Consider the following 26,083-nt stretch of genomic DNA (forward strand, 5'->3'; position numbering starts at 1 on the left):
GTACGGTCAGCGCAGGTTCAGGGCCTCGCGGATGGTGGCGAACAGGTCGGTCTGGTTGGTGACACCGAGGACGCGGTACGCCTGCGGCCCCTGGCCGGCGATGCGCACCTGGGTGCCGGTGTGCTCCTGGGACTGGCCCGGGGTGTTGGTGGAGTAGTTGACCTTGAGCTGCTGGCCCTCGTTGGTGACCAGGGTGGAGGACAGGCCGGGCGGGGTGGCCTCCAGCGGGACGATCTGGCTGGTGTGGCCGTGGTCGGCGGTGGTGACGACCAGCGTGTCGGGGTGCTTGGCGGCGTAGTCGCGAGCCACCTTCACGGCACGGTCGAACGCGGCGGTCTCGCCGATCTGGCCGCACGGGTCGGCCGCGTGGTCCTGCTTGTCGATGGAGGCGCCCTCGATCTGCAGGAAGAAGCCCTTCGCCGAGTGCTTCTGCTTGGCCTCCAGCAGTTGGATCGCCTTGGTGGCGGAGTCGGCCAGACTCGGCGTGGCCGACGGGCGGTTGGGGTTCGAGGTCACGCACCGCTGCGGGTCGGTGCCGCCGACCGCGGCCGGCTTACCGGTCCACTCGGTGGGCACATTGCCCGAGGCGAACAGCCCCAGCACCGGCTTGTCGGCCTTCGCGCTCTTCATGCCGGCGGAGTCGGTGACAACCTGGTAGCCCAGTTTCCGCGCCTGCTCGGTGACGGTCAGGCCCTTGTACGTACCGTCGGTGACCTTCTGGTCGAACCGCGCCTTGCCGCCGCCGAAGAGGACGTCGACCTTGTGGTTGACGGACTGCTCGGCGATCGAGCCGGGGCCGCCGGCGGCGATGGTGTCGGTGGGGCACTTGGCCATGTCGGCCGGGCCCTGGCAGGAGCGGTCGGTGGCGTGCGAGGCGAGCACGGCCGGGGTGGCGTGGGTGAGCTCGGAGGTGGTGACGCTGCCGGTGGCGTAGCCGTTCTTCTGCGCCAGCTCCAGGACGGTGGGGATCGCCTTGTCGGTGTCCGGGGTCTTGGAGATGCGGCCGTTGACCGTCTTGCGGCCGGTCGCCCAGCCGGTGCCGCTGGCGGCGGAGTCGGTGACGTAGTCCGGGGTGCCGTCGGCGTGCACCGCGTAGGTGGTGTAGGCGCCGGTGAGCGGGAACTTGTCCATGTTCAGGCGGCCGTTCGCGCCCACCGTGTAGTCACGGGCGAGGGTGATCTCCGAGTCGCCCATTCCGTCGCCGATCAGCAGGATGACGTTCTTCGCCTTGCCACCCTTGATCGCGTTCTCGGCGCGGCCTTGCTGTCGGAGGCGCCGGCGCTGGTGGTGACGGCCGCTGCGGCCGCAGTGGCGGCGACCACGGCGGTGCCGATCACGAGGTGACGACGGGAGGGTCTGTGCATGGAAGTGACTCCTTGAAACGTCCGGAGGACGAATGCGGATGACAACGAATGCGGATGACAACAGACTCCAAACCATCAGCCATGGGTGAACCGACGGGAAAGGTTTGATCCCGTCCTTATTGCCGTGGCATGACGCGTACGGCGTGTGCCCCGGGCCGCGCGGTCCGGGGCACACGCGCTCATACGGAGATGGGTCGCGGCGGCCGCACGGCGAGGCGGCCGGTGCGGGCGAGGGCGGAGACGGAGGCCGCGGCTCCGAGCCCCGTGACGGTCAGAACACACCAGGTCAGCCAGAGTGCGTCGTGGCGCAGGGCAAAGTCCCACAGGGCTCCGGTGGCGAGGTTGCCCAAGGTGATGCCCAGCCCGGAGACGGTGTTGTAGAAGCCGTAGTGGGTGGCCACGAGGGAGTCGCCGGAGAGGGTGACCACGGTGTCCATCTCGAAGGGGTAGACGACGGCGCTCCCCGCCGCCAGCAGCACCACGGCGATGACGAGCGCGACGAGGACGACCGCCGAGGAGCCTCGCGGGGTGAGAGCCAGAGGAAGAAAGGCCAGCCCCATCGCGGCCAGCCCGCGGGCCAGGGCCTGGCTGGGGTGCCAGCGGTCTTTGGCCCAGCCGGTCAGCCGTAGTTGCCCGGCGACGGCGGTCGCGGCGGAGACGACGAACAACCCGCCGGTGATGGCGGTGCCGCTCGACCCCAGGGCGTCGGACGCGGCCAGCGGAAGCGCGAGGTAGACCTGGAAGGTCAGGACGTAGGAACCGATCATCGCGGTGGAGAAGAGCAGGAAGGGCCGGTTGGCAACCACCGTGCGCCACTGTGCCAGCACGCTCTCCTTGCCGGTCGCGGCACCGGCGGAATCGCCGTGGCGTGCGGGGAGAGCCCGCCACTGCAGGGCGGTGAGTACGGCGAAGATGGCGGCGGCGGTCGTACACACGAGGCGGAAGTCGGCGGCCAGGAGAGCGAGCCCGACGAGGGGCCCGAGGAGCATGCCGGTCTGGTAGTAGACGTTGAAGGTGGCGAAGGCGTCGACACGGCGCTCACCCGCTTCCGCGGCGAGGTACGCGCGTACGGCGGGGTTGAACAGGGCTCCGGCGAAGCCCGTCGCGGCCGACGCGGCGATCAGCGCGGGGAGGTTGTCGACCCAGCCGAGCAGGCCGAACCCGATGGTGCGCAGCAGGCAGCCCGCCATGATCGGGGCCTTGTAGCCGAGGCGGTCGGCGATCGTGCCGCCGATGAGGAACATGCCCTGCTGGGAGAAGTTGCGCACCCCGAGCACGAGCCCGACGGCCCAGGCCGCGAGGCCGAGCTCGCCGGACAGATGGGCGGCGAGGTAGGGCATGAGCATGTAGAAGGCGAGGTTGATGGCGAACTGGTTGACCATCAACAGACGTCCGGCGGGCGGGAAGGAGCGGGTCTGCCGCCACAGATGCTTCACCGGGCGGCTCCGGCGATGCGGGGGCCACTGCCGGTGGCGAGGGGGTCGATCACGCGGGTGCAGCGGGTCCAGCGGGTGACGGTGTGCTCGCCGGGGTGGTCGATGCGGTCGGGGTCGTCGGGTGGCAGCTGGCCCAGGAGGTGGTGCCTGCGGCAGTAGGTGTCGTCGAAGACGGTGCCGACGTAGCGTTGCGGCCCGTCGGGGAAGACGGCCACGATGCGTTCCTCGGCGGGCAGTGTGCGCGCCAGCCAGCGGGCGACCAGCCCGACGGCGCCGACGCTCCAGCCGCCGGTGGCGTAGTGGTCGCGGGCCAGGCGCCGGGCAGCCCACACGGCTTCCGGGGCGGCGACCCAGTGGACCTCGTCGAACAGGTGGTAGGCGACGTTACGGGGGTAGATGCTGGAGCCCAGGCCGCGCATCAGGCGGGGTGCGGCAGGCTGGCCGAAGATCGTCGAACCGGTGGTGTCGACGCCGACGACGCGCAGGCGGGGGAAGTAACCGCGCAGGACGGAGGCGATGCCGGTGGAGTGGCCGCCGGTGCCGACAGAGACGACCAAGGTGTCGATCCGGCCGAGCTGTGCGACGAGTTCATGGGCGAGCGGCGCGTAGGCGGCCACGTTGTCGGGGTTGTGGTACTGGTCCGGGCACCAGGCATCGGTGTGAGCGGCGAGGAGCTCCGCCACACGCTGACGGCGGGCCTGCTGCCAGCCACCGGTGGGGTGCGGGGCGGTAACGACATCGACCTCGGCGCCGTGGGCGGCGAGCAGGCCGGACATCAGCGGTTCCATGCCCGGGTCGGTGACGACGGTGACCGGATGGCCGTGGATGGCGCCGGCGAGGGCCAGGCCGAGGCCGAGCGTGCCGGAGGTGGACTCGACGATGCGGGCGCCGCACGGCAACTGACCGCGCTCGCGTGCGGCACGGACCATGTACAGGGCGGTGCGGTCCTTGATGCCACCGGGGTTGTGGCCCTCCAGCTTGGCCCAGAAGCCGCGCCCGGAGGCGGTGAAGGGTTCGCCGATCCACAGCACCGGCGTGTCGCCGACGAGACCGGCAGGGGTGTGCGCCGGGATTTTGGGATGGGCGAGCAACCCCGCCGGGGAGAGGGGGACGGTCGTACGAGTGGGGTGGTTCATGGCGTGCTTCTCCTACGGCCGGTGCCGTGCGCGGCAGCCGGTCGTTGCGTAGCGAGGGAGGATGCGGATGATCGGTGGCCGCGCGTCGCCCCGGGACGGGAGACGCGGCGACGGCCCGATCAGGTCCGCCACACGCCGATACGAGCTCGGGTACGCCCCGCCGATGACGCACCGTGCGTCGTACGGGACGGTTGAGAAGTCATGGGTGGGCCGACGGGGTGGGCATCGCCGGGTTCAGCGGGCGTGGCTCCGGGGACGTACGGCCCGGCCATGTCGATCCCGCGCGGCGGTTGGCCGCTCGGCTCGTCCGGGCCCCAGCAGTGCACCCCGCGGTCGTGCTCCGGGGCCGTCCCGCGGCCTGTGGCACGGACCGTGGGCCCCTGTGACTCCGCTGGGGCCTGTCCGCAAGCGGCGGAGGAAGCCAGTACAAGAGTGTCCGCCCGGCCCGCGGCGGTCGCCGTCGGACCGTGCGCACAGCCGAGCACATGCAGGAGCGTGGCCAGCAACACCAAGAGCACCGCTCCGGTACCCGATACGGAGCGGCTGCTCGGAGAGACCGACCCAGCTCGCATGAACACAAAGGGTAGTTGATCGAGTACGTAAAGTTCTTGTCAGGAGCTGTGCCGACGGGTCAGAGCCAGCCCACTGAGGGCAGTTCCGATCACCCCCACGATCAAGGCGACTATGGCCCCGCCCAGTCCGTTGCCGGTGCCGAGGCCACCGGAGGCGGTCGCCGCCACCAGGGCGCCGAGGGCCATGCCGATCAATGCCCCTCCCAGGGCCATGGTGGCGCCGCGTCGCCCGGGCCCGGTGCTGATGCGGCCGGTGGAGCGGGCCAGTGCCAGTCCACCGGTGACCGCGCCGGTCAGCGCCAGCAACGCCGCCACGATGGCCCCGAGTCGCCCGGCGCTCAGGGTGTACACACTGGCGGCGACCGGCTGGGCCGAGGCGTCAGCGGCCGCCGGTGCGGCAAGCACGACAGCTCCGCAGAGGACTGCGGCGGCCACGGCAAACGTACGTCGGACGGACATGAGGTGCTCCCTCTTCATGTTTCAAGTGGACGTTTCCTGATCATGTCCGTCGGACCCGCCCCCGGTCGTCCAGCAGACGAAGACAATCTGCGCTGCCGTCGATGCCGTAGCGGCTACTGCGGGCGCCGCAGGAACCGCGGCGGTACCGCATACGCGGTAGTCGGCTGATCGTCCGTGCGCACGAGCCGCCCGCGCGGCCGTCCGGCTAGGGTTCGCGCATGAGTACAGGACGGTCCGATGCCCGGGTCGGTGTCATGGACTGGGTGCTCGCCGCCGGGGTGGCGGCGACGCTGCTGATCACCGGGCAGTCGGGACAGCACTCCCCCACGTCCCCCACGAGCTTCGACCTGCTCGGGTACGCGCTGCTGGCGGCCGGCGGTCTCGCGCTGGTGGCGCGCCGCCGAGCTCCGGTTCCCGTCCTGGCCGTCACCGGGCTGTGCGCGGTGGGTTACCAGGCGGCCGGGTTCGATGTGCCTGTCGTTGCGTACCTGTTCGCGGTGTACGCGGCCGTACGGGCCGGACACCGCGCCATCACGGTGGCGGCGAGCGTGACCATGCTGGCCGCTCTCCCCCTCGCGGCTCTGGCCTCCGGCCTGCACGACACCGGCGAGGCGTTCGCACGGGCTCGGGGCGCGCTCGAACTGGCCTGGCTGATCGCGGCCGGCGCGGCCGGGGAGGCGCTACGGCAAGCCGAGCGGCGGGCGGAGGAGGCCGAGCGCACCCGGGAGGAGGCCGCGCGGCGCCGCGCCGACGAGGAGCGGCTGCGGATCGCGCGGGAGCTGCACGACTCGCTCACCCATCAGATCTCGGTCATCAAGGTGCAGGCCGAGGTCGCCGTCCATGTGGCCCGTAAGCGTGGCGAACAGGTACCGGAGGCCCTGTTGGCGATCCAGGAAGCCGGACGTGAGGCGGCCCGGGAGCTGCGCGCGACGCTGGAGGCGCTGCGCGACGACGATACGGCCCCGCCGCGCGGGCTCGACGACGTCCCGGAACTGGTGGAGCGGGCCCGTACGTTCGGCCTGGACGCGACGCTCACCATCGAGGGACAACGACACGACATGCCGGCCGCGGTGGGCCGGACCGTCTACCGGATCGTTCAGGAGTCGCTCACCAACATCGCTCGCCACGCCAACGCCGCCACCGCGTCCGTCCGGATCGACTGCCGCCCCGACACCCTCATGGTCCACATCGACGACGACGGCCAGGCAACGCCGGACACCGCCCCGACGCCCGGCGTCGGGTTGCTCGGCATGCGCGAACGAGTCACCGCCCTCGGCGGCCGGCTGCGCGCCGAACCGCGTGGCGAGGGCGGCTTCACCGTCCAGGCCCACCTCCCCGTGGACCGGACATCGTGATCCGTGTCCTGCTGGTCGACGACCAGCCGCTCATTCGCAGCGGATTCCGCGCGCTCCTCGACCTCGAAGAGGACATCGAGGTGGTGGCCGAGGCCGCCGACGGGAAACAGGCCCTGGACCTGGCCAGGGAGCACCTGCCCGACGTCGCTCTCATCGACATCCAGATGCCCGGCGTCGACGGCATCGAGGCGACCCGGCGCATCGCAGCCGACCCGACCCTGGCCGGGGTGCACATCGTCATCCTGACCAACTACGGCCTGGACGAATACATCCTCGACGCGCTGCGCGCCGGTGCCGCCGGATTCCTCGTCAAGGACATCGTGCCGGACGACTTCCTGCACGCCGTCCGCGTCGCGGCGCGCGGCGACGCCCTGCTGGCACCGTCGATCACTCGCAAGCTGATCAACCGGTACATCACCCTGCCGCTCACCACCGGCGTCGGCACCGGCGTCGGCACCGGGCTGGAGGAGCTGACCAGCCGCGAGCGCGAGGCCGTCGTGCTGGTCGCGCAGGGCCTGTCCAATGACGAGATCGCGGGCCACATGGTGATCAGCCCGATGACGGCGAAGACCCACATCAACCGGGCCATGGCCAAACTCCGTGCCCGGGACCGGGCCCAACTCGTGGTCCTCGCTTACGAATCCGGCCTGGCAGCGCCGCGCAGTTCCTGACGTTCGCTCTCTGATCGAACACGGCGAGCCCGGCCGGTGGCCGCCCCCAGGTGCCGAGGCGGGCCACGGGTTGTTCAGGTCGATCCCTTATCGTGCGCGCGGATCGCGGAGCATGTACGCAAGCACGGCCGAAACGGAGTGACGAAGTTGAGCAGCACGCCCTCACCCTCGTCCGGGGTACCGGACGAACTTCAGCGTCGCCTGGGAGCGTCGGACGCGGTGCTGATCGGCCTGGGCTCGATGATCGGCGCCGGGATCTTCGCCTCCCTGTCCCCGGCCGCCCGCGCGGCCGGCTCGGGTCTGCTGCTCGGCCTGGCCCTCGCCGCGGTCGTCGCCTACTGCAACGCGACCTCCTCCGCGCGGCTCGCCGCCCGCTACCCGGCCTCCGGCGGCACCTACGTCTACGGGCGGGAGAGGCTGGGTGAGTTCTGGGGCTATCTGGCCGGCTGGTCGTTCGTGGTGGGCAAGACCGCCTCGTGCGCGGCCATGGCCCTGACCGTCGGCACCTACATCTGGCCCGGCCAGGCGCACGCGGTCGCCGTGGCCGCCGTGGTGGCGCTGACCGCGGTCAACTACGCCGGGGTGCAGAAGTCCGCGCTGTTGACCCGCGTCATCGTGGCCGTCGTCCTGGCGGTGCTCGCCGCCGTCGTGGTCGCCTGCCTCACCTCCGGCGCCGTGGAGGCCGCCCGCCTGGACATCGGCTCGGACGCCGGCTTCGGTGGCGTGCTGCAGGCGGCCGGGCTGCTGTTCTTCGCGTTCGCCGGCTACGCCCGCATCGCCACCCTCGGCGAAGAGGTCCGCGACCCGGCCCGTACCATTCCGCGTGCCATCCCGATCGCGCTCGGCCTCACCCTCGTCGTCTATACCGCTGTCGCCGTCTCCGTCCTGCTCGTCCTCGGCCCCGACGGCCTGGCCGCCACCGGGGCACCGCTGACGGAGGCCGCCCGGGCGGCCGGCGCCGCCTGGCTCGTCCCGGTCGTACGCATCGGCGCCGCGGTTGCCGCCCTCGGCTCCCTGCTCGCCTTGATCCTCGGCGTCTCTCGTACAACCCTGGCCATGGCCCGCGACCACCATCTGCCCCACGCCCTGGCGTCCGTGCACCCGAGGTTCAAGGTCCCCCACCGGGCCGAACTCCTCGTCGGTACCGTCGTCGCCACGGTGGCCGCGACCGCGGACGTGCGCGGAGCGATCGGTTTCTCCTCCTTCGGCGTCCTCGCCTACTACGCCGTCGCCAACGCCTCCGCATGGACCCTGAGCCCCGCTGAGGGCCGCCCGGTCCGGATCATCCCCGCGGTCGGCCTGGTCGGCTGCCTCGTACTGGCCTTCGCACTCCCGGCGTCCTCCGTGATCTCCGGAGCCGTCGTGCTCGCTGTCGGCGCCGCCGCCTACGCCGTCCGTCGCACGATCGCTCGCCAGGAGTAGGCACGTCCCCCGGCCGCAGTCCCGGTATTGACAGCGCCTTCGTAGCCGCACGTTCCCGTCGGATTTCCGCCAGCCATCGCCCGAGGCCGGCTGGTTGAGTGATCCACATGACGCCGAACCACACCCTCCACCACCAGGCCCTCGCCTTTCGAGCCCGCCACGTCCCCGGGCATCCGCTCGTCCTGCCGAACGCCTGGGACGCCCCGAGCGCCCGCATCATCGAGGACGCCGGGGCCTCCGCGGTGGCGACCACGAGCGCGGGGCTGGCCTGGGCCCTGGGAGCGGCGGACGGCGACCGGCTGGACCGCGACCGAGCCCTGGGCGCCGTCGCACGCATCGTCGACGCGGTCCGGGTGCCGGTGACCGCCGACATCGAGAGCGGCTACGCGCGGGACTCAGCCGGTGTCGGCGACACGATCCGCGCGGTGATCGCGGCGGGCGCGGTCGGCGTGAACATCGAGGACGCGCTGTACGAGGAGGACGTGCTGCACGGGAGCGGCGAGGGCCCGCTCCGGCCGGTCGCCGAGCAGGCCGAACGCCTCTCCACCGCCCGCGAGGCCGCAGACGAGGCGGGGGCGCCGCTGTTCGTGAACGCCCGGATCGACACCTTCCTCAGAGGAGCAGGAGGAGTGGACGGCACCCTGGAACGGGCAGCCGCCTTCCTCGCCGCGGGCGCCGACGGGATCTTCGTCCCCGGGGTTGTCGACCCGGTGACCGTGAAGGCGCTCGCCGAGGGTATCGATGGTCCGCTCAATGTGATGGCGGGCCCCGGGGCACCTCCGGTCGCCGAACTGGCCGCGCTCGGCGTCGCGCGCGTGAGCGTCGGATCGGGCATCACCCAGGCCGCACATGCCGTGGTCCGCCGCGCCGCGCGGGAACTGCTGGGCGCGGGGACCTACGAGTCGCTGGCCGGAGGGCTCGACTACGGCGAGCTCAACGCGCTCCTGGGAAGCGGAGGTTAGTATCGCAACCCAATCCGGGGGTTATGGCCTCGGCGTTCTTGTGTTCGGCGTTGACACCGGGCTTCAGCGCGGGCCCGCCGACGGTGCAGCCGTCGGCGGCGGCCTTCCCCGGCTCTGCGCGACGCCATCGTGACGGGGGCCTTCCCGGTGAGGCTGCTGGATGCCTGCGTGGTGTAGAAGCGCCCACTCTTGGCTAGTGGTGATGATGGGGCATGGTATGAGCGTGACTGCGGCATAGTACACAGTCCCGTTCATCCCGTGGCCGCGCCTGTTGACTGAGCGTGGGGAGGTCTTGGACCCATGGGTGACACTCTCGTCCCGACGCGGGCCGATGGAGATTCGGTGGATTCGGTCGGGCCGTCTCCGCCTCGGCCGCCGTATGCCCTTGCGCGGCGTCTGGTCTGGGACGATCCTGTGCTGCGACTGCACGTAGCTCTCCGTCCACCGGGTAGCCCGACCGCCGCGATCAGCGGCGATGACGGCTGCACGACCGTAGGGCCGATCGAGGTCGTTCCGGCTCACCCGGCTTGCCATGGTGGGGCGTTGGCCGTCACGACGAGGGCCCTCAAGAACTGTCCCGGACTGCTCCGAAAGATCATGGACAGTCGTCCGGACGGCGCCGACACGGACGATCTCGCCTTCGTCGTGGAGTATTTCGTGCGGCCCCTGGTACGGGTCTTCCGTACCGCACTGGACAGCTACGGACTGGTGTTCGCCGACCCTCTTGGGCCGGACACGGCCTTCGAACTGCGTACGGACCTGGCGGCCACCGGCCGGGTCCTGGTCATGGACAGCCTGTCCGTTGCCGGGGCCGCCGGTCTGATGACGCGTCGCGCGGCGACCCTGCGAGCGGCGCGGGAGTCGGAAACCGACCTGGGCGCCCTCACCACCTGGTCGTCGAGGAGTGCGGCAACCGCCGTCCCCAGCACGCTGCATGCCCTGGCGGAGGCCTTCTCACGGGCGCGTCCGGACTCGCGTACGGACCCGGGTGCGGCGTTCAGGGAGGTTCTTGCGGCGGAGATGCGTTATCTGCGGTCGGACACCGCACGTCTGCTCTCCGCGCACGCGAGCTGGGCCGCATGGGCACACAGCGTGCCGGAACAGCAGGAGCGCGCCCTCGCGCGCCTGCTGGCCAGGCTCCAGGATCGGGCACGGGAGTGCCGGGTCCTCCCGGACAAGCCGCTGCCTGTGGTCCTGATCGGTCCTCTGACGGATGTTGTCGAGCGGGCCCTGCCCGGCCTGCCGCAGTTATGCCGGGACGTGTGGCACGCGGGCGGGGAGACCGTCTTCCTGGCCGAGGGGCCGGGCTGCCCGGCGGCTCGGTACGCGTCGGGCCTCGCACGGTACGGAGTGCCCGATCCGACGGTGCTGACCCCGCGCTCGGCAGACGGCGCCGGGCCCGCCGCGGCCGCGGCGGCGCTCGCCCGGTGGGATCGGCGAGCGGAAGTCGTCGCCTGTCTCACGGTCCTGGACCCCACCGCGCGGGCTCCGGTCGGCTGGGAGGCGTTCGCGCACCAGTTCCCGCGAGCCACGCTGCTGGTCATCGGGGATGACGCCCGCGCCGGGTCCGGTGACGTGCCCATGCCCTCGTCTCCCACGCCACAGGTTCCGGATCGACCGGAGCCGGATGTGGTGCAGGCCCTGGAAATGCAGTCGCCGGCCACCGCACAGGTCAACACGCCTCCCGCTCCGACACTGCCGACCGCGAGGTCGCTGTCGTCCCTGCGGCTGGATGTGCTGCGGCACAATCCGGCGATCGAACAGCACGCCGTACGGTGGAGTGGCGAGGAGACCCGGCTGTTCGTCGACCACCTGGTCACGGCCGCCCGGCGCAATGCCGACCGCACCGCCCGCGCCGCCCGGGACACGCTGGGGCGCCGGCTGGTCGGGGCGCCGTCCGACGCCGAGCGGACCGTGCGCCTGATGCATCACATCCTGCAACGCAAACAGTTCAAGCACGGGCCCAGCTCCAACTACCCACCCGAGCTGGCGTTGCGGGAAATGCTCCCCTTCGTCCGGCGCGGCGAACCGGTCCCGATGGCCATGGTGTTCTTCCCCAACAAGTTCGCCCACAGCAAGCTGAAGGCAGTCGGCGACCTTCCCGATCTCGCCGAGCTCGCGATGCTGGTCCGCCTCCTGGAGCTCATGGAGGCCGTTCATCAGGTGTACCCCCCCGGTCTGTTCTTCTTCCTGGCGGCGGACAACCAGCACTATCGCGCCCACTCGCCCGCGAAGCTCGAGGAGGGCATGCTCACCATGAGCAGATACGCGGGAGCCGCGGGACTGTCCGGCAAAGTCGTCGAGATCGTCGCCTACGACGAACTCGCGGAACGGCATCAGGGCACCGCGTTCGTGGCGGCCCACCGGGCCCTGCGGGCCCGTATTCTGGCCGAGTACCGCGCCGCCCTGCGCGGCCTCGACATCACCTTGGGGCCGCTGCGTACGCTCCGCGAGGCGGATATACGCGACCCTCGGGGCAACTTCGCCGATCTGTTCCGGTCGCTGGTCTTCTCCGTACGGACGCCGGGTTTGCCCGGCGCCATGCCCGCCACCGGATCGTGGTGGAGCGAGGTCTACGCCGACCTGTACAACCTGGCCGAGGACTGCGCGACACCCGAAGTCATCGCGGCGCGCAAGGAGGTCCTGACCACCGCGTGGGACGACACCCTCCGGTACGTGGCCACCTGGCACGCCGACGCGCACACCGGCTACCGGTCCAAACTCGTTCCCGGTGGAGTGCAGGTGTCGCTGCGGCCCACGCCCGGCAGAATCGGTCTCAACCTGCTGGGCGGCACCGCCCTGTCGTCCGCGCACGCCACTGGTGCCATCGACACCCGGGGCGTCGTCTCCCGCGAGTTCGCGGTGGCTCTGCGGGACCAGTGCTTCGTCCCCCTGTACTCACCGCTGCTCGGTCCCGGGCAGCCGTTCGCCATGGTCCCGGTGACCGCCACCCAGGCGCGGGGGGACGGGGCCGGCGCCCGTATCGATCCGGCGTTTCTGCGCACCACGCGCCTGCGGCGGAGATGAACCGTGTTCCGGCAGGACCCGCCCGGCGCCGCCGGGTCAGCGCTCCCCGAGTTCGGCCCTGCGCACCTTGCCGCTGCTCTGGCGGGGGACGCTCGCCACGATCTGGCATGTCATGGGCACCTTGGCGTCGGACAGCCGTTCGCGGCAGTACGCGTCGACGGCCGCGGTGGTGACCGGATCGGCCGGGTCGGACGGTACGACGAGCGCGTGCACCGCCTGTCCCAGGTACTCGTGCCGTCGTCCGGTGACGACGGCGTCGGCGACGCCGGGCATCTCCAGCAACACCGCCTCGACCTCGGCGGGATAGACGTTCTTCCCGCCCACGTTGATCACGTTGCTCTTGCGGTCCACGAGGTAGAGGTAGCCGTCGGCGTCCAGGTGGCCGAGGTCGCCGACGGTGAGGAAGCCGTCCCGCTCGGGCAGGCGCGGTCCGTCGCCGAGGTAGCTCGGCTGCCCGACGCCCGGTGTCCGCATGAAGACCTCGCCGACCTCACCGGCCGGCAGCTGCCGCCCGCCGTCGTCGTAGATCCGTATCTCGCAGTCGGTCGGACGGCCGACGCTGCCCGGGCGTTTCAGCCACTCGTCGCCCCGGATCACCGTCCTGCCGACCCGTTCCTGGCTGGCGTAGATCTCATACACCCGCCCGGGATCGATCAGCTCCAGCCAGGCCCGCTTGACCTTCTCCGGGCAGGGACCCGCGCCGTGGTGCAGCGTCTCGATACTGGACAGGTCGTAGTCCCTCAGCCCCGGCACATCGAGCAGCATCCGCATCATCGCCGCCACCATCCGTACATAGCTGACCCGGTGTTCCTGCACGAGCTTCAGGAACAGCGACGGGACGAACCGCTCCATGATGATGACCCGGTGGTCGAGCGCCAGGCCCTGGTACAGCGCCTGGAACCCGGTGTGGTACGGCGGCAGGACCAGCAGTTGCGTCTGACCGAGCCGCATGCCCTGCGCCTTGTCGTGCCGAGCCTCCCAGGCGCCCGGCCGGTACGTCCACGGCCGCGGCCGCACGATCACCCGTGGCAGGCCCGTCGTACCGCCGGTCAGCGTGGCGGACCGCGGCGTGCCCTGCCGTGGGAGCGGAGTGTCGCTGTGCCGGCGCTCGCGCCACCACCCCGGCCGGATATCCGCCCCGTCGACGTCGCCGATCAGCACGTGTTCGCCGATCGCGGCGCCGAGGGCGGCACGCTCGGCCGCCGTTGCCTGCGGATCGAGCGGCACCACCAGGCAGCCGAGTTTCCAGGCGGCGACGGTCGCCGCCACATGGTCCGGACCGGCCGGCAGGGCCACCGCCACCGTTCTCCGCGAGGCGACACCGCGCTCGGCGAGACCGCGCGCCGCGGAGTTGGTCAGCCGCTCGAGCTCGGCCCACGTCAGCTTCGACACACCGCCGTTCGGCGCCACCGACAGGACGGCGGTGGCGGCCGGGTGTTCGGCGGCCAGCTGCCCGATGCGTTCGCCGATGGTGACGGTGGGCTCTGTGGACTCCGTGGACTCCTGCTGGGGAGAAGGCATGTACGGTCCTGCCTCTTCGCTGGGTCTCGAACGCCCCGATCGCCTCATGTAGGTTGGCACCATGCCGCGGCGGCGCGACTACCGGCTGTTCCTGATCAGCCAGACGATATCGAATGTCGGATCGTCTTTCACGGCCTTCGGCCTGCCACTCCTGGTGTTCAGACTCACCGGCTCCGCGGTGAACCTCGCGCTCACCACCGTCGCCGGATTCCTGCCCTACATACTGTTCGGCCTGGTGATCGGCGCCTGGGTCGACCGGGTGGACCGCCGCCGGGCGCTGGTCGGCGCGGTGGTGGCCCGGGGGCTGACGATCGCGGTCCTGCCGGTCCTCGGCGGCCTGGACGTGCTGACGGTGTGGGCCGTGTACGCGGTCGCGTTCGTCAACACGTCTCTGGGAATCGTCTCCTCCGCCGTCGAGAGCACGGCGATCCCCAGTCTGGTGTCCCGGGACGAACTGGCGGACGCCAATGGGAAACTGCGCGCCGGTTACGCGGCGGCGCAGGTCACCGGGCCGCTTCTGGCGGGAGCGCTGATCGGCGGCGGGTTACCGGTCACCGGTGTCTTCGCCATCGACGCCGTCTCGTTCTGGCTCGCGGCAACCCTGCTGCTGGCCATCCGCACCCGCTTCAGCGGGAACCCGCCACGGAAGGAGCGGCGCTCCGTCACCTCAGACATCGGCACCGGACTGCGGTATGTGCTGGCCGACCCGGTGCTGCGCGGTATCGCCCTGCACGCGGCGCTGTACAACCTGATCGGCTCCACCGTCACTTCCCAGCTCGTCCTGTTCGCCCATCAGCGGCTGGGAGCCGACGACGCGCAGGTCGGCCTGTTGTTCGCCTGCGGGGCTCTGGGCACAGCCGTCGCGCTGTTCACCTTCAGCCGCCTCGCACGCCAGGTGTCGTTCACCACGGCCACCCTGGGGCTGATGATGTGCTGGAGCGTCCTGGTGCTGGGGCTTTCGGTCAGTACCGATATCCGCCTCGGCGCGGTGTTCTGGGCGTGCGCGGCCGGGCTGCCGTCCGTCTACGCCGTCAGGACGCTGACGCTACGTCAGACGGTCGTGCCCGACCACCTTCTGGGCCGTGTGCAGACGACCGGACAGGTGCTCGCCTGGTCGGCACAGCCCATCGGCGCCTTCATCGGCGCCTGGCTCGTCAGCGCCACCGGACGTATCGCGGTGGTGTACGCCGGAACGGCCGTGCTCATGGCCGCCGTCACCGGCTGCTTCTGGCTGGGCCCGCTCGGAAAGGCCGACATACGTGAGTGACCGAGTGACCCGATGATGCCCCGCCGCGCCTCGAAGACAGGAGGAGAAACGATGAACGAGCCCCGTGCGCAGATGTCCGATGTTCCGGCCGAGGTGCTTGGCATGATCAGGTCGGCCGTTCAGGCGCTCCCGCAGGTGTCCGACGCGGTCGCGCTGGACTGGCGGGTCCCGCTGCCCACGCGCGGCCGGCACCTCGCCGATGTGCTGCCCACAGTATCCGGGCGAGAGCCGACGGACACGGCGGAGGGGCCGGGCGCGGACGCCGCCGAAGACACCACCGCGGCCCCCGACGACGAAACACTGGCAGAGGACGGAACACCGGCCGAGGACGATGCCCGGGAACCCTCCGTCCTCGGCTCAGGCTCACTCGGCCTGCCCGTCGACCACCCCCGTACCCTGCACGCGGCCCTGGCCAGGGCCGCCGAGAAGGCACCGGAGCGAGGGATCACCTTCCTGACCCGGCAAGGCACCAGTGTCCATATGACCTACCCCAGGCTCCTCGCCGACGCCGAGCGCGCCCTGGCCGGGTTACGCGCGCTCGGTCTGCGCCCGGGCGACTCGGTCCTCTTCCAGTTCGACGCCAACCACTCCTTCGTGACCGCCTTCTGGGCCTGCGTCCTCGGTGGTTTCCTGCCCGCCCCGATGGCCGTGGTCCCGGACGGGGAACGGGGCTCGGGCAAGCTCCGCAACACCTGGTCGCTGCTTGGCCATCCGCTGATCCTCACCGACCTCGACGCCGCGGAGCTGGCGGACGCCCTGTCAGGGCAGTGGGGCACAGGTGTCCGGGTGGCCGCCATCGCCGACATCATGGCCGACCGCAGGGACCGGGACTGGTTCGCGGCGAGGCCTGACAGTCCCGCGCTCAACCTGCTCACGTCGGGCAGCACCGGACTACCCAAGTGCGTACGGCACAACCACCACAGCATCGTGGCCCGCACCTGGGGAGACGCCGTGGTGAACCGGCTCACCGAGGACGACGTCACCCTCAACTGGATCGCGATGGACCATGTGATGGGCTCGGTGATGGCACACACCCGGGATGTGTTTCTGTGCTGCGCCCAGGTGAACGTCACCCCCGACATGTTCGCCGCCCGCCCCCTGAACTGGCTCGACTGGATCGACCGCTACCGCGTCACCAACATCTCGGCCCCCAACTTCGCCTTCGCGCTGGTCAACGGGTACGCCGACGAAATCGCCGAAGGCCGGTGGGACCTCAGCTCGCTGCGGGTCATCTACAACGGCGGTGAGCCGGTGGTCAGCGGCACCGCGCACACCTTTCTCACCCTCCTCGCCCGCCACGGTCTGCGACCCGACGCCATGATGGTCGTCTGGGGCATGTCGGAAACGGCCTCCGCGGTCACCCACGCCCCGCTGTCGCGCGACGACCGGACCCTCGGCGTGGTCGTGGTCGACCAGGACTCCCTGGGTGGGGATCTGCGGCCCGCGCGGCCGGGCTCCCCCCGGACCGTCACCTTCACCTCGGTCGGCGAGCCGGTGCCCGGGGCCCTGCTGCGCATCGTCGACGCGCACGGGGCGGTGGCGCCACGCGGCCGTGTGGGCCGCCTGGAGGTGACCGGCGAGACCATGATGACCGGCTACTTCGGCAACGAGGAGGCGAACGCCGAGGCGTACACCGCCGACGGCTGGTTCCGGACCGGGGACCTGGCCTTCGTATGGGACGGCGGTCTCGTCATCGCCGGGCGGGAACGCGACCTCATCATCGTCAACGGGGCGAACTACTTCTGCCACGAGATCGAGGACGTCGTGACCTCGATCCCGGGCGTCGCACCGTCCTCGGCGGCGGCCTGCGGACTCTTCTCTCCCGACATCGGCACCGACCGCCTGCTGGTCTTCTTCGTACCCGACGTACCCGACGTACCCGACGTACCCGACCCCGCGCCCGACACCACCGGGCGACCCGGTCGGCCCGAACGGTCTGAACAGTCAGAACGGTCTGACGACGACGGCCTCTCACGTCAAGCGGACCTCGTCCGCGCCATCACGACCGGCGTCGCCGCGCGGACCGGCCTCGCTCCGTACCGTGTCGTGCCGCTGGCCGCCGAGGAGTTCCCGCGCACCGTGTCGGGCAAGATCCAGCGCGGACAGCTCCTGGCGTCCTACACCGCCGGCTCCTTCGACGAGCGCCTTCGCCGGCTGGAAGTCGTCGAGGAGGGCCCGCACACCGTGCCGCCCTGGTTCTTCGCCCCGGTGTGGGAAGAGGCCCCGCTGCGCGCCGCCGCACCCCCGGCGAAGTCTCCCAACCCCCTCGTCGTCTTTGCCGACGACCACGAGGACGGCCTCCTGGCCGGGGCCGCGGCGGCGCGGACGCCCGGCCCGGTGATCGTCGTCCGCCCGGCGGACGGGCCCTACGGCCTGCGCGAGGAGGCGGACGGCTATCGGCTGGACCCCGAGGACGAAGCCGGCTACCGAGCGCTGCTGGCGGCCGTCGCGCGCGAACACCCGGAAGTCGACGGGATCGTCCACGCCTGGTCGCTCGCCGGTGACGCCCCCGAGGACATCCCCGGGGGCCTGCGCCGTGGGGCGCTGTCCGTCGCGAGGCTGGTCCGAGCGCTGGCCGACAGCCCGTTCCCGACCGCCCCGCTCCTGGTGGCAACCCGGCTCCCCGTCGCTCCGGAGGGGGCTTCGCCCGCGCCGACCACCCCGGGGGCGCTCGCCAACGGAGCGCTCACCGGGCTGGTGAGGAGCGTGGCGACCGAGCGTGGAGAGGGGGTGACCCGCCTGGTCGACGTGGCCGACGACGCCGGACGCGCGGCCCTGATCACCGCCATCCGCGCCGAACTCGCCTGCCCCGGGGAGACGCTGACGCGCTACGCCGCCGGGCGGCGCCTGGCCGCCCGGCTCCAGCCGATCGCCGTACCGGCCCTCTCCCGCCCCGGCGACGCGTTCCGCGAAGGCGCCCTGTACGCCATCACCGGCGGCCTCGGCGGCATCGGCCAGGAGATCGCACACCACCTGGCGACCGCGTACGGCGCCAAGGTCCTGCTGCTCGGGCGCCAGGACGCCGCCGAGACGCCCGTTCCCTCCCCGCTGCCGCCGGAGAGCAAGGGCGAGATCCGCTACGAGCGCGCCGACGTGACCGACACCGACGCGCTCGGCGACGCGGTGGCCAGGGCCGAGCGGGCATGGCGGCAGCCGCTGGCAGGAGTACTCCACCTGGCCGGGCGGTCCCTGCGCCACCAATGGGACGACATCACCGCGCATGTGGTGGCACACGCACCATCCGAGGAATACGAGCAGACCCTCGCGCCCAAGACGGTGGGCACACTCGCGGCGGCACATCTGCTGGACGACCGGCCGGACACCTTTCTCCTGCTCTTCTCCTCGGTGAACGGCTACTTCGGCGGCACCGGCTTCGGCGCCTACGCCGCGGCCAGCAGCTTCCAGGACACCTTCGCCGCCTACTGGGCCGCCACCAGGGGCCGTGATGTGCGGTCGCTCGCCTGGAGCCAGTGGAGCGGTGTCGGCATGAACGCCGACGGGCCGATGACGGCAGCCGCGGCGGCCCGCGGATTCCGCCCGATCACACCGGCACAGGGGCTCGGCTCGCTGCTCCTGGCACGCGCCGGCGCCGAACGCCACCTGCTGATCGGTCTGGACGCGCACAACCCGGACATCAGCCCGCTGCTGGCCGACGCGGCGACCCGGCGGGCCGTTCTCCTCGGATACACAGGCGGGGCGCGGGCCGAAGACGTGCTGAAGGCCGCGGCAGGTGTCGCCGACGGCGGTGTGCCCGTCCATGTCGCCTCCGTACCGACCCTCCCGCACACCCCGGCCGGAGAGATCGATGGCACCGCCCTGGCACGCCTGGCGATCGGCAGCCGTGATCCTTCACGGACCCAGCCGCCGAAGGCGGGTCTTGAGACCGATATCGCCCGTGTCGTCTGCGACGTCCTGGGCCGTGGGTTCATCGGCCGGGAGGAGAGCTTCTTCGAAGTCGGCGGAAACTCGTTGTTCGCCGCACGGCTGCAGCACGAGGTCGCCCGGCGGCTGGAACGCAGGCTGCCGCTGCGCGCGCTGTACCGACATCCGACGGTACGGGCTCTCGCCACCGCCCTGCGGGAGCAGGAGGGCTGACGCCGGGGCGTCGGCGACACGACCCCGGCCACCGCCAACGCCCCGGTCAGCCCGTGAGTCGGTCAGCCCGTGAGTCGGTCAGCCGGTCGGCCGGTACGGTCAGCCGGTCAGCTGGTCAGCTGGTCAGCTGGTCAGAATCCTGCTGAGTTCCGCGGCCGCTTCGGCGCCCAGGACAGTGAAGTGGTCGCCCGGTACCCGGCGCACCTCCACCCCGCCGTCGGCCAGAGCGCCCCAGCCACCCGCCGGACCGGCCTGCGGCCGTCCCGGGCGCCGCGGCCGAAGCAGCAGGAGCGGTCCGGGGAAACGGGTGGGCCGGTGCCGCTCGGCGGCCCGTGCCGCCGCGTCGAAGACGCCCCAGTACCGGGCGACCTCCTCGTCGTCGATCTCCCGCGGCGGCACGCCGATCTCCCGCAGCCGGCTGATGATCCATCCGAGCGGGTCGTTGTCCTGGGTGCCGGCGGACCGCCGCGGTGTCGGCGGAGCCGACAGTCCTCGTTCTCGGGCGAACGTGGCGACGAACTCGGCCGCCCTGTGCCCGGCCGTGGCCGGTTCGGCCACCGGATAGCTGTCGATCAGCACCGGCGGCTCGACGCGCAGTCCTTCCCGGACGAGCTCGCACGCGACCCCGAACGCGACAACACCACCGAACGACCAGCCGGCCAGCCGATACGGTCCGGTCGGCCACACGCGTCGGACGACCGCCGCCTGACGGGCGGCCAGGCGCGCCAGGTCGTTCTCGGGGCTGGTGCCCTCGTCCAAGCCGGGGGCCCGCAGCCCGAACACGGCGGGCCCCGGCGGAAGGTGCCGGACCAGGTCCCGGTAGCACAGGACTCCGCCGCCCAGCGGTGCGAAGAGGAACAGCGGCGGCTGGTCGCCGGTGCCCGCGCGGAGCTGTACGACACCGTCGGGGGCCGGATCCGGGGGCCGGTCCGCGCGCAGCGATCCGGCAAGCTGCTCGACCGTCGGCTCCCGCAGGAAAGCGGCCAGGGAGGGACGGCGGCCGAACGCGGTCTCGACGCGGGCCATCAACTGTGCGGCGAGGATCGAGTGGCCGCCCAGCGCGAAGAAGTCGTCCGTCACGCCCAATGGCGACACGCCGAGCAGCTCCTCCGCCAACTCCGTCAGGGCGCGCTCGGTGTCGTCGTGCGGAGACACCGCGCCGCGCTGTTCCGGCCGGTCGCCCGGCGCGGGCAGGCGCCGACGGTCGGTCTTGCCGTTGGGTGACAGTGGCAGCTCGTCGAGGAACACCACGGACGAGGGCACCATGGGCAGCGGCAGTCGGTGGCGCAGAAACGCCAGGAGGTCACCGGCGAGCCGGTCGGGGCTGATGTACCTCTCCTCGGGGCCGCCGTGCTCTTCCCCGAGCAGCCGGTCGGCCTCGTCCTCCCGGCCCGAGTCGGCGACCGGCCCGTCACACCCGCCGGTCCCCCGCGGTCCAGCGGGCTCACGGGACCCAGCCGCCTCACGCGAGGCGTGCGAGGCGTGGACCACGCGCAGCCCGTCGGCAGCCGCCTGGCCGGTGCTGTCGTCCACGGCCACCGTGTAGCCGCGCGACCGCAGCAGTTCGAGCACGGCGGCCAGCCGACCGTCGGCATCGTCCACCTCGATCACGATCCGCCGGATCAGTGGCCAGTGCCCGTCGGTGATCCCGGCCAGCACATCCAGTTCGCCGCGCTCGACGTCGATCTTCAGCAGATCGATCCGGGCGATCTCCTGCTCCTCGATGACGCTCGACAAGGTGATGACGGGTCGGATCATCCGCGTCACGCCGAGCCGCGCGTCGAGAATGTCCTCCACATCCCGCCCGGACGCGGCCGGCCCGAGATCCTTCGACGCGATCGTACGCATGCGCTGCCGATCGAGCCGGGAGTCGGCGTATCGGCCGGAGAGCATGGAGACACCGGGGTAGAAGGTGAACTCCGCGGTCCCCGGCCGGTCACCCAGCGCCTTGTCGAACACCCGCGCGTCGATGCCGTGGAGCTCGGCGTTGAGGCGCAGGATGTCGCACACCTGGGGCACGGGTTCGAAGGCGTACACCAGCGGATCGCGGCAGTCGCGGTGCGCGAAGAGGCTGAACAGACCGATGTTGGCACCGACGTCGAAGACCACCGCACGGTCCGGCAGCCGGACACCGGGCGGGGCATACGTACGGGCCGGGAAGATCTCGCCGTACATGAAGGCGGTCTCTCCGCCATGCCGGTGGAACACCGGCGTACCGTCCGGCAGCACGGTCCTGTGCTGCCCCACGGCGCGGCCGGTGCGGTCCAAACCCGCCAGGCGCCGCGGCACGCCCGCCCGCCGCGGCTCGGGGACGGCGTAGGCCACCAGCTGCGGGCCGCCGGGGGTGTCCGCACGCAGTGCCACGGCCGCGGCCTCCACCGCCGGGTGGGCGGTGAGCGCCGCCTCGATCTCGCCGAGTTCCATCCGGACTCCGCGCAGCTTGACCTGGTCGTCGCGGCGGCCCAGAAACTCCAGTGCCCCGTCGGGGCGGTGGCGCGCCCGGTCACCCGTCCGGAACAGCCGTCGTCCGGGGCCGGGGCGGAACGGGTCGGGCGGAAAGCGGAGTTCGGTCAGGGTGTCGCGCCCGAGATAGCCACGGCCTACGCCGACACCGCCGATGCACAGCTCGCCCGGTACCCCCGCCGGCACCGGCTGCAGATGCCTGTCGACCACATAGAGCTGGGTGTTGGCGATCGGGCGGCCGATGGGCACGGTATCCGGACGGGGACCGCGCCGGCACCGCCAGAAGGCCACATCGACCGCGGCCTCCGCCGGGCCGTACAGGTTGTACAGGTCGGCGGCGATCCTGCGCCGACACCGCTCCTGCAACCCGGGGTCCAGCGCCTCCCCGCTGCACAGCACCCGGCGCAGAGACGCAGTGGCCTCCTCGACCCCGGGCCGGGCCAGAAACAGGTGGAGCATCGACGGTACGAAGTGCACCGTGGTGATCCGCTGCTCCCGGATGACCCGGGCGAGGTAGTCCGGATCGCGATGTCCACCGGGCTCGGCCAGCACCAGCCGGGCCCCGGAGATCAGTGGCCAGAAGAACTCCCAGACGCAGACGTCGAAGGTGACCGGCGTCTTCTGCAGGACGGCGTCCCCCGCGTCGAGCGGGAATTGGGCCTGCATCCAGCGCAGCCGGTTGACGATGCCCTCGTGGGTGTTGACGGCCCCGTTCGGCTTCCCGGTGGACCCGGAGGTGTACAGCACGTACGCCATCCGGCGCGGCTCGACCGGCGCCCGAGGCGCCGGTGGCCGCGGTTCCTCGGCCCGGACCGCGTCGACGACCACCACCGGCAGGTCCATGGGCAGGACCACGGGCAGTCGCCGACGCAGCGACTCGGAGGTGACCAGGACGGCGGGGGACGCGTCACCGAGGAGTGCGGCGAGGCGTCCCGGCGGGTCGTCCGGACTCAGCGGCATGAAAGCGGCCCCGGACTTCAGCGTCGCCAGGAGCACCATGACGAGGTCGAAGGACCGCTCCAGGCAGACGGCCACGATGCGCTCGGCACCGGCGCCCAGGTCCCGCAGATGCGCGGCCAGGTGATCGGCACCGGCGTCGAGTGCGGAGTAGCTGAGCGTACGGTCGCCGAAGACGACGGCCGGAGCGTCCGGGGAGCGGCGTACCTGCTCCTCCACCAGTTCGTGGAGCGCGGCGAACCCGCCGAGGTCGATATCGGTGTCGTTGAACGTCACGAGCAGTTCGTGCCGCTCCTCGGGTTCCAGAAGCTCCAGCCGGGACACCGGCCGCTCCGGGTCGGCGACGGCCGCACCGAGCAGATTCACCAGGTGCCGGGCCATACGGGCAACGGTCTTCTCGTCGAACAGGTCGGCCGCGTAGGTGAGCAGGCAGCGGGTCCGGTCCGCCTCGATACGCATATGCAGTTCGAGGTCGAACCTCGTGGCCGGATTGGACAGGCCGAACGGCTCGGCGCGCACCGGCCCCAGGCCGATGGCGGGCACACGGCCGTCATGGAGGACCAGGGCCACCTGGGCCAGTGGGTTACGACTGGCGTCCTGCTCCACGGGGAGTTCGGCCACCAGCCGTTCAAAGGGCACGTTCCGGTGCTCGTGCGCCTCCAGGAACGTGTCGCGCACGCGGTGCAGCAGCTCACGGAACGATGGGGCGCCGCCGAAGTCGATCCGCATGACGACGGTGTCGGCGAAGAACCCGACCAGCTGTTCCAGCTCCGGCCGGGTCCGGTTGTCGACGGGCGTGGCGACGCACACATCGTCCTGGTCGCAGTATCGGGCGAGCAGCGCGGCCCAGGCCGCGAGCATGACGAGGTACGGTGTGCCGTCCTCGTCCTCGCCGGACCGCGCCATCGCCCGGGTCAGGTCCTGGGGCAGGCTGAAGGAGTACCTTCCGCCGGTCAGGTTCTGCACTGCCGGGCGTGGCCGGTCCGTGGGCAGGTCGAGCGGTGTCAGTCCGGCCAGCCGACGCCGCCAGTGGGCGATCTCCCGCTCGGCGTCGGCACCCTCAGCCCGCTGCCGCTGCCAGGTGGCGTAGTCGGCGTACTGGAGTGGCGGCTCGGGCAGATCCGGCGGTACCCCTTGAACAAAGGCGGTGTACAGGGCGGAGATTTCACGGGCGATCAGGTTGAGGGAGACCGCGTCGCACACCGAGTGATGTATGTGCAGGACGAGCGCGTGCAGCCGCGGGGTGAAGCGGAAGAGCGTGGCCCGCAGCAACGGGCCGGATGCCAGCGGAAGGCCTTCTTCGACACGCTTCCGGGCCAGACGGACCACCGTATCGGTGATGTCCTCGTCGGTGGCCTGGGCCACCTGCACCACCGGAAGAGCGATTGGTGTGGCCGACGTGGCCGACGCGACCGACTGCCAGGGGCGCCCGGACACGTCCAGCGGGAAGGACGTCCGCAGGACCTCGTGGCGACGGACGAGTTCGTCGAGCGCGCGCCGGAGCACCACCGGATCCAGGTCGCCGACGAGCCGGAACCCGGTGCCCATGACATAGGCCGTGCTACTCGGCACCAACTGATCCAGAAACCACAGCCGTTCCTGACCGAAGGAGAGCGGTGGCATGGCGGGCCGGGAGATGCCGGTGAGTTCGCCGCCCGCCGCTTTGGGCGCGGCCGGCAGCGCCGCCGCCAGCTTCTCGGCGGTGCGGTGCTGGAACAGCAGGCGCAGCGGCACCTCCAGGTCGAGCCGCTGGCGCAGCCGGGCGGCGACCCGGGTGGCACGCAGCGAACTGCCGCCGACATGAAAGAAGTTGTCGCCGGGGCGGATGCCGGTGACATCGAGCACCTCCTGCCAGACGTCCAGCACCAGACGCTCCGCGGGGGTCAGCGGCCGCGCGACAGAGTCCGGCGCGGTCACGGCCGCATCCGGCCGATCATCGAGGCGGCGCACCCGCGGCACGGATGTGGCCGACCCGTGCACGGATGTGGCCGACCCGTCCGACGGCCGCCGGCTGCGAGTCGCCGCAACACCCGGCAGGGGCTGGTCGGGGGACACGACCATCGCGCCGAGAACCCTCTCGATCCGGCTCACCAGCGTCGCGATCGTGTCCCGGTCGTAGAGATCGGTGGCGTAGGCGGCCTTGCCCGAGACACCACCATCGGCCCGCAACCACATATGCAGTTCGAGGTCGAAACGGATCGACCGCGACGAGACGCCGACCGGTTCCGCGAAGACCTCCGGCTCGGTGAACCGCGCCCCCGGCGGTACGTCCTCGAACTGGAACACGACCTGGATGAGCGGATTGCGGGAGAGGTCACGGTCGATGTCCAGCCCCGCGACGATCTGCTCAAACGGAAGCTCACCGTTTCCGAGCGCCCCGAGCACCGCCGACCGCACCCGCTTGAGCGCGGCCAGGGCTGGCGGGCCGCCACGGAGGTCGATGCGGAGCGGCAGCGTGTTGACGAACATGCCGATCAGCTCAGGGTGGTCGAACCGTCCCCGGCTCATTACCGGTACGCCGATGATCAGGTCGTCGGTACCGCTGGACTGCGCCACGGCCCCGGCGAATGCCGTCAGCATCGTCATGAACATCGTCGTGCGGCCCTGCCGCGACAGTTCGTGGGCTCCCTTCACCAGGGAATCCGGGAGTGAGAAGGCGTACGTCTCGCCTCGGAACCCCCGCGTCGGAGGGCGAGGCCGGTCGCCGGGAACCTCCAGCACCGCCGGGGCACCGATCAGCGAATCCCACCAGTAGCGGAGTCGGCTCCGACGCTTCTCCTCGGTCAGTTCCTCACGTTGTCGGCGGGCGAAGTCCCAGTACTGGGCGGGGAGTTCGGGCATCGGCGCGGCGTCGCCCGCGAGGTGGTCGGCGTACCGTTCGGCGAGTTCGGGGGCGAAGACGCGGTCCAGGGACCACCGGTCGGCCACGATGTGATGGAACACCACATGCAACAAGTGCTCGGTCTCGTCCAGACGGGTAAGCCGGGCGCGGACGGGGAGGTCATGAGCGAGGTCGAACGGGCGCCGAGCGAGCTCGAGGTTGAGTCGTGACACTTCCGCCTGCCGCTGTGCCGTCGGCAGCCCGCTCACGTCGGCCGTTTCGAAGGTCCAGCGGGACTGCGGCGGATCGACGATCAACTCGGGGCGGTCGTCGCGCTCGACGATCCTCGTACGCAGGATGGCGTGACGGCGCACCACATCGGCGAACGCGTTCTCCAGCGCCTGTCGCTCCAGCGCCCCGCACAGCCGGTAGCCACGCGACATGTTGTAGAAGGGGCTGGCCGGTTGGAGCCGGCAGAGGAACCACAGTGCTTCCTGGCTGAACGACAGTGGCCGCTGGTCCATTCCCACATCGTAGGCCGCCGACTACAGGATG

The 26,083-nt window shown here is 71.4% G+C and carries 12 protein-coding genes and 1 pseudogene; 7 read left to right on the forward strand and 6 right to left on the reverse strand.

The window, feature by feature from the left end; genetic code table 11:
* Positions 1-6 precede the first annotated feature (6 nt).
* The 4 genes and pseudogenes from ACH4U7_RS40320 to ACH4U7_RS40335 form a co-directional block, all read right to left on the reverse strand.
* Positions 7-1,364, reverse strand: a pseudogene (locus ACH4U7_RS40320) (alkaline phosphatase).
* A 179-nt stretch (positions 1,365-1,543) separates the two neighbouring features.
* Positions 1,544-2,800, reverse strand: coding sequence for an MFS transporter (locus tag ACH4U7_RS40325; RefSeq protein WP_398532748.1), 1,257 nt, complete (start codon positions 2,798-2,800; stop codon positions 1,544-1,546).
* Positions 2,797-3,936: a PLP-dependent cysteine synthase family protein gene (locus tag ACH4U7_RS40330; protein WP_398532749.1), complete on the reverse strand. Its 1,140-nt coding sequence runs from the start codon at positions 3,934-3,936 to the stop codon at positions 2,797-2,799. Before ACH4U7_RS40330 ends, ACH4U7_RS40325 begins: the two co-directional genes overlap by 4 nt.
* Positions 3,937-4,547: 611 nt before the next feature.
* Positions 4,548-4,967 (reverse strand): DUF6223 family protein, encoded by a 420-nt coding sequence (locus ACH4U7_RS40335; protein WP_398532750.1) that lies wholly within the window; start codon positions 4,965-4,967, stop codon positions 4,548-4,550.
* 218 nt (positions 4,968-5,185) lie between these two features.
* Here ACH4U7_RS40335 and ACH4U7_RS40340 point away from each other — a divergent pair, with 218 nt between their 5' ends.
* From ACH4U7_RS40340 to ACH4U7_RS40360, 5 genes are all read left to right on the forward strand, one after another.
* Positions 5,186-6,322: a sensor histidine kinase gene (locus ACH4U7_RS40340; protein ID WP_398532751.1), complete on the forward strand. Its 1,137-nt coding sequence runs from the start codon at positions 5,186-5,188 to the stop codon at positions 6,320-6,322.
* The gene (locus ACH4U7_RS40345; protein ID WP_398532752.1) at positions 6,319-6,993 is read left to right on the forward strand and encodes a response regulator; all 675 of its coding nucleotides are present in this window, start codon (positions 6,319-6,321) and stop codon (positions 6,991-6,993) included. The genes ACH4U7_RS40340 and ACH4U7_RS40345 overlap by 4 nt, the downstream gene beginning before the upstream one ends.
* Before the next feature lie 147 nt (positions 6,994-7,140).
* Positions 7,141-8,415 (forward strand): APC family permease, encoded by a 1,275-nt coding sequence (locus ACH4U7_RS40350; protein WP_398532753.1) that lies wholly within the window; start codon positions 7,141-7,143, stop codon positions 8,413-8,415.
* A gap of 107 nt (positions 8,416-8,522) precedes the next feature.
* Positions 8,523-9,377: an isocitrate lyase/phosphoenolpyruvate mutase family protein gene (locus ACH4U7_RS40355; protein WP_398532754.1), complete on the forward strand. Its 855-nt coding sequence runs from the start codon at positions 8,523-8,525 to the stop codon at positions 9,375-9,377.
* 597 nt (positions 9,378-9,974) lie between these two features.
* Positions 9,975-12,404, forward strand: coding sequence for an L-tyrosine/L-tryptophan isonitrile synthase family protein (locus tag ACH4U7_RS40360; protein ID WP_398532755.1), 2,430 nt, complete (start codon positions 9,975-9,977; stop codon positions 12,402-12,404).
* A gap of 36 nt (positions 12,405-12,440) precedes the next feature.
* Here ACH4U7_RS40360 and ACH4U7_RS40365 read toward each other — a convergent pair whose 3' ends face one another.
* Positions 12,441-13,925, reverse strand: a complete 1,485-nt coding sequence (locus ACH4U7_RS40365; protein ID WP_398532756.1) for a class I adenylate-forming enzyme family protein — start codon at positions 13,923-13,925, stop codon at positions 12,441-12,443.
* Positions 13,926-13,986: 61 nt separating this feature from the next.
* Between ACH4U7_RS40365 and ACH4U7_RS40370 the strand changes: the two genes are divergently transcribed.
* Positions 13,987-15,192: an MFS transporter gene (locus ACH4U7_RS40370; RefSeq protein ID WP_398532757.1), complete on the forward strand. Its 1,206-nt coding sequence runs from the start codon at positions 13,987-13,989 to the stop codon at positions 15,190-15,192.
* Between the two features lie 51 nt (positions 15,193-15,243).
* On the forward strand, positions 15,244-19,287 hold the full coding sequence (locus ACH4U7_RS40375) for an SDR family NAD(P)-dependent oxidoreductase (protein WP_398532758.1): 4,044 nt from the start codon (positions 15,244-15,246) through the stop codon (positions 19,285-19,287).
* A gap of 123 nt (positions 19,288-19,410) precedes the next feature.
* On the opposite strand, the gene ACH4U7_RS40380 is transcribed toward ACH4U7_RS40375, so the two are convergent.
* Entirely contained in the window at positions 19,411-26,052 is a 6,642-nt protein-coding gene (locus ACH4U7_RS40380; protein WP_398532759.1) for an amino acid adenylation domain-containing protein, read from the reverse strand.
* Between the last annotated feature and the right edge of the window lie 31 nt (positions 26,053-26,083).

This window comes from Streptomyces sp. NPDC020845, assembly GCF_044334165.1.
Taxonomy (GTDB): Bacteria; Actinomycetota; Actinomycetes; order Streptomycetales; family Streptomycetaceae; genus Streptomyces.

Coding starts and splice junctions, on each gene's coding strand:
- ACH4U7_RS40330 (WP_398532749.1), bottom strand. CDS start 3,936: ATGAACCACCCCACTCGTACGACCGTCCCCCTCTCCCCGGCGGGGTTG.
- ACH4U7_RS40335 (WP_398532750.1), bottom strand. CDS start 4,967: ATGTCCGTCCGACGTACGTTTGCCGTGGCCGCCGCAGTCCTCTGCGGA.
- ACH4U7_RS40340 (WP_398532751.1), top strand. CDS start 5,186: ATGAGTACAGGACGGTCCGATGCCCGGGTCGGTGTCATGGACTGGGTG.
- ACH4U7_RS40355 (WP_398532754.1), top strand. CDS start 8,523: ATGACGCCGAACCACACCCTCCACCACCAGGCCCTCGCCTTTCGAGCC.
- ACH4U7_RS40360 (WP_398532755.1), top strand. CDS start 9,975: ATGGACAGTCGTCCGGACGGCGCCGACACGGACGATCTCGCCTTCGTC.
- ACH4U7_RS40365 (WP_398532756.1), bottom strand. CDS start 13,925: ATGCCTTCTCCCCAGCAGGAGTCCACGGAGTCCACAGAGCCCACCGTC.
- ACH4U7_RS40370 (WP_398532757.1), top strand. CDS start 13,987: ATGCCGCGGCGGCGCGACTACCGGCTGTTCCTGATCAGCCAGACGATA.
- ACH4U7_RS40375 (WP_398532758.1), top strand. CDS start 15,244: ATGAACGAGCCCCGTGCGCAGATGTCCGATGTTCCGGCCGAGGTGCTT.
- ACH4U7_RS40380 (WP_398532759.1), bottom strand. CDS start 26,052: ATGGACCAGCGGCCACTGTCGTTCAGCCAGGAAGCACTGTGGTTCCTC.